This window comes from Micromonospora sp. S-DT3-3-22 (assembly GCF_015354745.1).
GTDB classification, from domain to species: Bacteria; Actinomycetota; Actinomycetes; order Mycobacteriales; family Micromonosporaceae; genus Micromonospora; species Micromonospora wenchangensis.
Genome location: NZ_JACGMO010000045.1, coordinates 40,289 through 49,844, shown reverse-complemented (window position 1 = coordinate 49,844; position 9,556 = coordinate 40,289). Strand labels below are relative to the sequence as shown.

Annotated in this window: 8 protein-coding genes; 6 read left to right on the top strand and 2 right to left on the bottom strand. The window is 70.3% G+C overall.

Annotated features, from left to right (window positions below; genetic code table 11):
- On the top strand, window positions 1-2,477 hold a 2,477-nt coding region (locus H1A17_RS15480; protein ID WP_228543601.1), incomplete at its 5' end, for a transglycosylase domain-containing protein.
- A gap of 165 nt (window positions 2,478-2,642) precedes the next feature.
- Complete coding sequence (locus tag H1A17_RS15475; protein WP_194822167.1) at window positions 2,643-4,151, top strand: glycosyltransferase family 87 protein; 1,509 nt, start codon at window positions 2,643-2,645, stop codon at window positions 4,149-4,151.
- 30 nt (window positions 4,152-4,181) lie between these two features.
- On the opposite strand, the gene H1A17_RS15470 is transcribed toward H1A17_RS15475, so the two are convergent.
- Complete coding sequence (locus H1A17_RS15470) at window positions 4,182-6,179, bottom strand: hypothetical protein (protein WP_309236779.1); 1,998 nt, start codon at window positions 6,177-6,179, stop codon at window positions 4,182-4,184.
- A 351-nt stretch (window positions 6,180-6,530) separates the two neighbouring features.
- A complete protein-coding gene (locus H1A17_RS15465; protein ID WP_145922450.1) occupies window positions 6,531-7,313 on the bottom strand; it encodes a deoxyribonuclease IV in 783 nt (260 codons plus the stop codon).
- Window positions 7,314-7,840: 527 nt separating this feature from the next.
- On the opposite strand from H1A17_RS15465, the gene rpsF reads away from it, so the two are divergent.
- From rpsF to rplI, 4 genes are all read left to right on the top strand, one after another.
- Window positions 7,841-8,131, top strand: a complete 291-nt coding sequence (gene rpsF / locus H1A17_RS15460; protein WP_088643630.1) for a 30S ribosomal protein S6 — start codon at window positions 7,841-7,843, stop codon at window positions 8,129-8,131.
- 78 nt (window positions 8,132-8,209) lie between these two features.
- A complete protein-coding gene (locus tag H1A17_RS15455; RefSeq protein WP_194822166.1) occupies window positions 8,210-8,746 on the top strand; it encodes a single-stranded DNA-binding protein in 537 nt (178 codons plus the stop codon).
- A gap of 41 nt (window positions 8,747-8,787) precedes the next feature.
- Window positions 8,788-9,027, top strand: coding sequence for a 30S ribosomal protein S18 (gene rpsR, locus H1A17_RS15450; RefSeq protein WP_007073789.1), 240 nt, complete (start codon window positions 8,788-8,790; stop codon window positions 9,025-9,027).
- A 14-nt stretch (window positions 9,028-9,041) separates the two neighbouring features.
- Complete coding sequence (gene rplI, locus H1A17_RS15445; protein WP_088643629.1) at window positions 9,042-9,488, top strand: 50S ribosomal protein L9; 447 nt, start codon at window positions 9,042-9,044, stop codon at window positions 9,486-9,488.
- Window positions 9,489-9,556: the final 68 nt, after the last annotated feature.

The window sequence follows — 9,556 nt, the reverse complement described above, 5'->3', positions numbered from 1 at the left end:
GGGCCGGCGTCGCACAGGTCGGCGGCGGGCCGGGTGGCCCGAACGGCCCGAACGGGCCGGGGCGTGGCTACGGCGGTGGCGGCGGACGCGGACGCGGCCCGGGTGACCCGGACGCGATGGCGCGGGCGAAGCGGCGCAAGCGGATCAACCTGCTGATCGCCGGCTTCGCGGTCTTCATCATGCTCGCCGGCCTCGGCGTGGTCGGGTTCACCTACTACTCCACCACCGTGGTGCTGCCGAACCAGATCAAGCTGCCGCTCGCCACGACCATCTACGCGAGCGACAACAAGACGGTCATCGCCAAGGTCGGCGAGCAGAACCGCACCTTCGTCTCGATCAACCAGATCCCGCAGCACATGCGGGACGCGGTGGCGGCGGCGGAGGACAAGAACTTCTACGAGCACGCCGGTGTCGACTACAAGGGCATCGCCCGCGCCGCCTGGAACAACCTCTCCAACGGCGACAAGCAGGGTGCCTCGACGATCACCCAGCAGTACGCCCGCAACGCCTACGAGAACCTCCAGGACGACTCGTACGCGCGGAAGGTGAAGGAGGCGATCGTCGCCTCCAAGCTCAACGATCAGTTCACCAAGGAACAGATCATGGAGCACTACCTCAACACCATCTACTTCGGTCGCAACGCGTACGGCATCGAGGCGGCGGCGCAGACGTACTTCGGCAAGTCGGTCTCGAAGGTCGACGTGGCGGAAGCCGCCGTGCTCGCTGCGTTGATCAAGCAGCCGGAGCCGAGCAGCACGCACAAGGGCTTCGACCCGTCGATCAACCCCACCGACGCCAAGAGCCGCTGGGACTACGTCATCAAGAACATGATCGAGATGCGCTGGGTCGACGCCCCCGGCCGGCCGGCGCATCCGACGGAGTACCCGACGAAGACGTTGCAGACCCCCAAGGAATCCCGGTCGGGCGTCAAGTTCGGGGTCAACACCCCGATCGGCAACGTCATCAACTACGTGTCGGCGGAGATGCGGGAGAAGAAGCTCTGCACCGACAACGACGCGGAAGTGACCGAGCGTAAGCCGCGCTGTTCGGCGATGCTCCGCGAGGGTGGTTACCGGATCAGGACCACCATCGACAACAAGGTGCAGAAGGCCGTTACCAGCGCCGCCCAGCGCAGCACCAAGGGCTCCGAGCTGGACGGCGCCCGCAAGAACCTGATGGCCGCCGTGGTCTCCATCGACCCGCGCAACGGCCGGGTGCTCGGCTACTACGGCGGGGACGACGGCACCGGCACCGACTACGCCGGCACCAACACCGACACCAACGGCAACGTCACCGGTGGGCACTCGCCCGGCTCCAGCTTCAAGATCTACACGCTGGCGGCGGCGCTGGAGGCCGGCAAGTCCGTCGAGTCGCGCTGGAAGGGCCGGGCGTTCACCCCGGAGGGCGTGAAGTTCCGGGTCAGCAACGCCGGTACCGACAACCCCAGCTGTGGTGACTCCTGCACGCTACGGGAGTCGACGTTGAAGTCGTTGAACGTGCCGTTCTACCACGTCAGCCTGGACATCGGCCCCGACAAGATCGTCGACATGGCGGCCAAGGCCGGCGTCAGCATGATGTGGCAGACCAACGTGAGCCCGCCCAAGGGGCACGACCTGACCAAGGAGAAGGCCGCCGACCTGGCGCCCGACCCCTTCTACCACGTGGTCGCCTACGGTCAGTACCCGATCACCGTGCTCGACCACGCCAACGGCATCGCCACCTTCGCCAACAAGGGCATCTACAACAAGGCCCACTTCCTGATCTCCGCCGAGAAGCAGAACAAGGAGACCGGCAAGTGGGAGAAGCTCGGCGGCGAGCAGCTCAAGCCGCAGAAGCGGATCAACCCGGACGTGGTCGCCGACGTGACCGACGTGTTGGAGGCATACCCGGGCCGGATCAACCACACCCTGGCCGACGGCCGGAAGTCGACCGCCAAGACCGGTACCTGGGAGCTCAAGGAGGGCACCACCCAGAACGGTGACGCCTGGACCGTCGGGTACACCCCGCAGCTCGCCACCGCCGTCTGGGTGGGCAACAAGGGCAAGCGGGAAGCGATCAAGCTGAACAACGGCGACAACATCAGCGGTGCCACCATGCCCGGCGAGATCTGGGAACGGGTCATGAACGGCGCGCTCAAGGGCGAGGACAAGCTGGACTTCCCGCCGGCGGCGAACGTCGGCGACCCGGAGTCCGGCAACGGCACCCCGCCGCCGCCCCCGCCGCCGCCGCCGAACCCGAACGGCCAGAACTGCGCACCGACCGACCTGCAGTGCCTCCTCGGCGGTGGCAACCAGGGTGGGAACCAAGGCGGCAACCAGGGTGGGAACCAGGGGGGCAACCCCGGAGGTAACCAGGGCGGCAACCCGGGAGGTAACAACCCGGGCGGCAATCCGCTGACCCCGCCCAACCAGAACCTCCCCGGCCAGAACGGCGGGAACGGCGGCGGCCTGCTGCCGACCCCACGCGCCCGGGACTGAGCCGACCCCGTACCGACGAGCGTCTATGCCGCTGCCGGCGACCCGCAGACCTGCGGTCGCCGGCAGCGGCATGTCGCGGGTGGGATGGTCCGCGTCGGGCGAACGGAGTCCGCACCGCAACATGCTGCTCGTCCAGGAGCCATTCATAGGGCAGGATGCATTCTCATGAGCACCCAGCCGACGGCCGGCATCGACGACGCCGGGAGCAGCGACCACCCGTCCCGATCGGACGGCTTCGTCCGAGGCGCCTCCGAGGCGATCGGCGGACCGCTCGGCGACCACGCCGTCGCCCTCGACCGGCCCGCCGGCCGGGAGAGCCGGTTCTGGACGGCCGCCCGGATCGTGCTGGCCCTGGCGTGCCTGACCCTGGCCCTGCACTGGGTGCAGAAGGCGCCCTGCCAGAACGGCGCCTGGCAGAACAACATCCAGTACACCCGGATGTGCTACACCGACGTGCTGGCCCTCTACTACGCCGAGGGCCTGCACGAGGGCAAGGTCCCCTACCGGGACCACCCGGTCGAGTACCCGGTGCTCACCGGTTACATGATGGGCGCGCTCGGCCTGCCGGTGCACTCGCTCGGCGTCGACGACCCGACGATCAACCAGGGACGCTGGTTCTACAACGCCAACGCGTTGACCCTCGGCGCGCTCGCCGTCGCCACCGTCGGGGTGATCCTCGCGCTGCGCCGCCGACGACCGTGGGACGGGGCACTGTTCGCCCTGGCCCCGGCGCTGTTCCTCACCGCCACCGTCAACTGGGACTTCCTCGCCATCGGGCTGGCCGCCTTCGGGCTGGCCGCCTGGGCGAAACGACAACCCGCCCTGGCCGGCATCCTGCTCGGCCTCGGCGGCGCGGCGAAGATGTGGCCGCTGTTCCTGCTCGGCCCGATCCTGATCCTCGGCCTGCGCGCCGGTCGGCTACGGGCCGCGCTCACCGCCGTCGCCACCGGCCTGGTCGCGCTGGTCGCGGTGAACCTGCCGGCGGCGATCCGCTACCCCGACAACTGGGGACGGTTCTTCGAGCTGAACACCACCCGGCCCATCGACTGGGGCACGCTCTGGTACATCGGGCGGTACCTCGACGGCAAGGTGAACACCGGCGGCCCCGGCGACCAGGGCCCGTTCCAGTGGCTGAACGCCAACATCCCGACCCTCAACAACCTGTCGTACGCCCTGTTCGGGCTGGCCTGCATCGGCGTGGCCGTACTGGCCCTGCGGGCACCCCGACGGCCCCGGCTGGCCCAGCTCGCGTTCCTGGTGGTGGCCGCCTTCCTGATCTTCAGCAAGGTCTGGTCGCAGCAGTTCGTGCTCTGGCTGCTGCCGCTGGCGGTGCTCGCCCGTCCCCGCTGGGGTGCCTTCCTCGCCTGGCAGTTCGCCGAGGTGTGCTACTTCGTCGCCTTCTACGGCGAACTGCTCGGCTCGGCCACCAGCCGACCGGTCTTCCCCGAGGGGGTCTTCGTGCTGGCCTCGTCGCTGCGGCTCGGCACGGTGGTGGTGCTCTGCGTCCTGATCGTCAAGGACATCCTGCACCCGGAGCGGGACGCGGTCCGCCAGACCTACCTCGACGACCCGGACGGCGGCGTGCTCGACGGCGCCCCCGACGCCCCCTGGCTGTCCAAACTCCGCCGCAAGGCCCCCCCCCCCGAACCGGAACCAGCCCCCACCCCCGCCTGAAACCACTCAACCCCCGCCGCAACCCCGACCTCAGAGACGGAACACCACGGCGTTGCCGACCTGCTGACGGGTGATGCCCAACTGCTCGACCGGCGCGTCCACGGTCACCTCCCACGGCGTACCGACGATCTGGTCCCGCAGCACCACCACGTTGCGGACGCCGAGGGTACGCAGGTAGTCGACGCTGGTCTGGTCGGGGAAGGCCGCCGACACCCGGCGTACGTCGTCGAGCTGCTTCGGGGTGAAGCCGCTGCCCCCGTTGACCACCTGCTGGAAGCGGGTGGTCGACCAGAGCATCACCGGCTGGTCCTGGTTCTGGCCGCTGGGCAGCACCAGCAGCGGACCGTCCACCGTGCGCATGGCCACCGGCTGCTCGGGCACCACCGGGTGCGGCGTGTTGTTCAGCCCCTCCACCAGCACCAGCAGCAGCGGCAGCAGGGTGACCGCCCGCAGCCACGGCGACGGCCGGGCGGGCACCCGGTCGGCGCTGATCTCGCGTACCCGCCGGGCGAAGGCGCTCACCGCACCGGCCGCGAGCAGGCCGAGCAGCAGCGTCGTCCAGAGCATCATCCGCCCCGGCGTACGCAGCCCGTTGAACCCGGGCAGGTGCTCGAACAGCGGGGCGTAGGTGAAGGTGCCGTCGAAGAACCGGGTCCCCATCGCGAGCACCATGGTGACGATCACCCCGGCGAGCATCAGCAGCCGGTGCCGCAGCCGCCACACCGAGAAGAAGAGCCCACCGGCCGCCAGCGCGTACAGCACGAAGCCCGGCAGGAGGGTCATCTCCGGGTGCCAGGGCAGCGCGGCCCGCGCCCCCTCGTGCAGCCCGCCCCAGATCCACGACTCGGCGGGCGCGGTGAAGAAACCGCTGGCCGGTGGCGAGTAGACGCCGATGTCGCCGAGCGTGCGTTCCGCGTTCGGATGCAGCTCGGCGACCTTGAAGTACGGCACCGCCAGCAGTGAGCCTACCGCGGCGAAGAGCAGCCCGCCGACCAGGTCGGCGACGAACAACCGACGACCGAAGGGCCGCCGCACGCGTCGCCGCCGCCAGAACCACACCGCCGCCGAGACCAGCAGGGTCAGCGCGAGGACGTACGCGAAGACCAGGCCGATGCCGAAGCCCAGGCTGAGCTGCCAGGCGGCCACCACCCACCCGGCGTACGCCCAGCCGACCCGGCGGCGTTCGGGGCGGTAGCCGTGCCGCAGTGACCAGCCGTGGCCCCGGGCCAGCATGGCCAGCGCCAGCGGGATACCGCCGTTGGAGACGATGTGCAGGTGCCCCGCCTGGGCGAGCAGCCACGGCGCGTACGTGTAGCTGACCCCGGCGACCGCCGAACCGATCCGGCCCGCACCCAACTGCCGGGCCAGCACGTACGCCCCGAAGGTGGCCATCGCGTGGGCCAGCACGAACATGATGTTGTAGCGGAGCACGGCGGCGTCCGGGCCGGTGCCGAGCAGGCCGGCCGGGGCGTACCCGAGCAGCATGTCGGAGAATGCGAAGCTCCACGGTTCCGGGAAGAACGTGTTGGACTGGAACAGCTGCCCCGGATTGGTCCGCAGGGCGTGCCCGGACCAGGCCATCTGCCACGCCTGGAGGCTCGGGTCCCAGTAGTCCTGGGGGAGCGTGTAGCGCGGGTAGCGCAGGGTCGGCCAGGTCAGCCCCACGGCGAGGGCGAGCGAGGCGAGGGCGGCGAGCGTCCACTCGTGCACCAGGAACCGGCCGGTGGCGCGGACGGCCCGCCCGGGGCGGCCGGGCACCGGCTCCGGCGCGGGCGCGAACGAGGTCCACGGATCTGCCTCGGCGGCCGGCTCCGGCTGCTCCGCTCCGCCCCCGGCCGGCTCGTCGCCCCGGCCCTTCCCGGCCTCGTCCTTCCCGGCCTCGTCCTTCCCGGCCTCGTCCTTCCCGGCCTCGTCCTTTTCGGCCCTGCTTCTGCGGAACGTGTCCTTCCAGGTCCGGCGCTTGCCGGTCCGGTCAGGCGTCGTGCCGGCCTGGTCGGCCGCTACCACGGTCGCCGCGGCCTTTTCCACAGTCGTCCCCGCCGGCTGGGCTTCCGCCCCGGCCGGCCCAGCCTCAGCCTCAGCCCCGGCCTTCCCGCCCCCGGCCCGGCTCTCGGCGGATACCTGACCACCCTTGGCGGGCGCCGCGCCGGCTCCGCCGGGCCCCGCGCCCGATCCGGCGGGTTCCGCGCCGGTCCCGGCGGGTTTCGGGTCGGGTCCGGCGGGCGGGGGCGGGTCGGTCCTGCCCGGCTTCGAGCTGTCCCGCGCGTCGGACGCCGTCCGGTCCTGCGGCGACCCGGCCCCACCCCCGGGGGTGGCTTCCGTGCCGCCGGGCTGCCGTGGGGGCTGGCTGCCGCCCGTCGCGTTGGTGGTCATCGGAGTTCAGTTCCCCGTGCCGAGCTGCTCGCGGAGGAAGGTGATGTCCGCGCCCTGGCCCGTCGCCCCGCCGGGGGTCTCCACGATGACCGGTGCGTCGGCCGCCCGGATCACCGCCACCAGCAGCTCCGGGTCGATGGTGCCGCCGTCGAGGTTGTCGTGCCGGTCCTGCCCGGAGTTGAACCCGCCCTTGGAGTTGTTCGCGTGCACCAGGTCGATCCGGCCGGTGATCGCCTTGACCCGGTCGACCAGGTCGAGCAGTTCCTCGCCACCGGCGTACGCGTGGCAGGTGTCGAGACAGAAGCCCACCTCGTAGTCACCGAGGGCGTCCCAGAGCCGGGCCAGCGCGTCGAGCCGTCGGGCGCAGGCGTTGTCGCCACCGGCGGTGTTCTCGATCAGGACCGGGACGGGGAAGCCACCGGCGTCGGCGGCGTACGCGAAGGTCTTGCGCCAGTTGTCGAAGCCGACGGCGAGGTCGTCACCGGCGTTGACGTGGCCGCCGTGCACGATCAGCCCCCGGGCGTCGAGCTGCGCCGCCGCGGTGGCGTGGCCCAGCAGGAGCTTGCGGCTGGGGATGCGGATGCGGTTGTTGAGGGTGGCCACGTTGATGACGTACGGGGCGTGGACGTAGATGTCCACCTCGGCGGCGCGCAGCCGGTCGGCGTCCTCCCGGGGTTTCGGGGCCTTCCAGCCCTGCGGGTCGGAGAGGAAGAACTGCACCGCCTCGGCGGCGCGGGTGGCCGCCTCCGCCAACGGGTCGGCCTGGTCGACGTGGGCTCCGATACGCATGCAGGCGAGCCTACGTCCCGCCCCCGACGTGCGAGGGGTGACGGTCGTGGGCAAGTCGCGCCCGTCCGCCCCCGCGCGGGGCGTGCGGCGTCACCGGTCGGGGCCGGCGATCGTTGAGGGGAGTGGAACAGCCGGACGAATAGTTTCAATTCGGCTATCACGTGACGATCGCCGTTGTATCGTCAGATAACAACAGGATGAAGCTCCGCGGGGTGTCCTCGATCCAACCTCATCGGTGTGGTCGTTCCTCCCCAGGTCCCACCCAAGGAATGCGGACGGGACGCCCCGCGGCCCCGTGGACAGGGGTCCGCCGTCGGCCTTCGGGTGTCGCGGCGGGCCCCTGTCGTCTCCGCCCGCCCCTGCGTCGACCGCCCGGGTCGACCTGCCCGGGGGTGATCGTCGGGACCGGGTATCCTGGTCCGGTTGTCCGCGTCCGGCCGGGTTCCCCCGGCGTGGGGCGGGCACGACGCACGACCTCCTGCCACGGAAGGACCGTGGCCGCCTAGCCCACAGGAGGTGAGCTCGTCTTGCGTCACTACGAAGTCATGGTGATCCTCGATCCCAGTCTCGAGGAGCGCACCGTCGCCCCGTCGCTCGACACGTACCTGAACGTGATCCGGACCGCGGGTGGCTCGGTGGAGAAGACCGACGTGTGGGGCCGCCGGCGCCTCGCGTACGAGATCAACAAGAAGGCCGAGGGCATCTACGCCGTCGTCGACCTTCAGGCGACGCCGGAGGCGGTGGCCGAACTCGACCGCCAGCTGCGGCTGAACGAGTCCGTGCTGCGCACCAAGGTCATCCGGCCGGAGATGCGCTAAGCATTCAACCCGGTTCGCCCGGATCAGCCTCATCGGAGATGTCGCACGGTTCTGAGAACCTGTACGACGCAACGATGAGTGCGCGAGGAGATGGTCATGGCAGGAGACACCACCATCACGGTCATCGGCAATCTGACCGATGACCCCGAGTTGCGGTTCACCCCGTCCGGTGCGGCGGTCGCCAAGTTCCGGGTCGCTTCGACGCCCCGGTTCATGGACAGGACCACCAACGAATGGAAGGACGGCGAGCCGCTCTTCCTGGCCTGCACCGTGTGGCGGCAGGCGGCGGAGCACGTCGCCGAGTCGCTCCAGCGCGGCGCCCGCGTGATCGTCTCGGGACGGCTGCGCCAGCGGTCGTACGAGACCCGCGAGGGCGAGAAGCGCACCGTCATCGAGCTTGAGGTCGACGAGATCGGCCCGTCGCTGCGCTACGCCACGGCGAAGGTGCAGAAGATGTCGCGCTCCGGTGGCGGCGGTGGTGGCTTCGGCTCCGGTGGCGGTGGCAACCAGGGCGGCGGCGGAGGCAACTTCGACGACCCCTGGGCGTCTGCTGCTCCGGCCCCCTCCTCCCGCGGTGGTTCGGGCGGCAACTTCGACGAGGAGCCTCCGTTCTAATGGCGCCGAGCGCCCGCGATCGCAAACCAGGAGCACGTGCAATGGCCAAGGCTGCGGCACTTCGCAAGCCGAAGAAGAAGGTGAACCCGCTCGACAAGGACGGGATCACCTATATCGATTACAAGGACACCGCGCTGCTGCGCAAGTTCATCTCCGACCGCGGCAAGATCCGCGCTCGGCGGGTGACCGGGGTCACCTCCCAGCAGCAGCGGCAGATCGCCCGTGCGGTCAAGAACGCCCGCGAGATGGCGCTTCTGCCGTACACCGCCACGGCCCGCTGAGAGGAGGCACCGACATGAAGATCATCCTGACCCAGGAAGTTTCCGGTCTCGGTGCCCCCGGCGACATCGTCGAGGTCAAGAACGGCTACGGCCGTAACTACCTGCTGCCGCAGGGCTTCGCGATCAGCTGGACCAAGGGTGCGGAGAAGCAGGTCACGGTCATCAAGCGGGCCCGCTCGGCCCGGGAGATCCGCGACCTCGGCCACGCCAACGAGGTCAAGGGCCAGCTCGAAGGTCTCAAGGTCAGCCTGAAGGTCCGCGCCGGTGACGGCGGTCGGCTCTTCGGCTCGGTCACCCCGGCCGAGGTCATCGACGCCGTCAAGGCGGCCGGTGGCCCGGTCCTCGACCGTCGTCGGCTGGAGATGCCCGGTCACATCAAGTCGACCGGCTCCTACCCGGTGAAGATCAAGCTGCACCCCGAGGTGTCCGCCACGTTCGACCTCAACGTCGTCCAGGGCTGACCTCAAGCACCAGGCAACATCCGTAGTGGCCCGCACCGGCTCCGGTGCGGGCCACTACGCACTTCCCA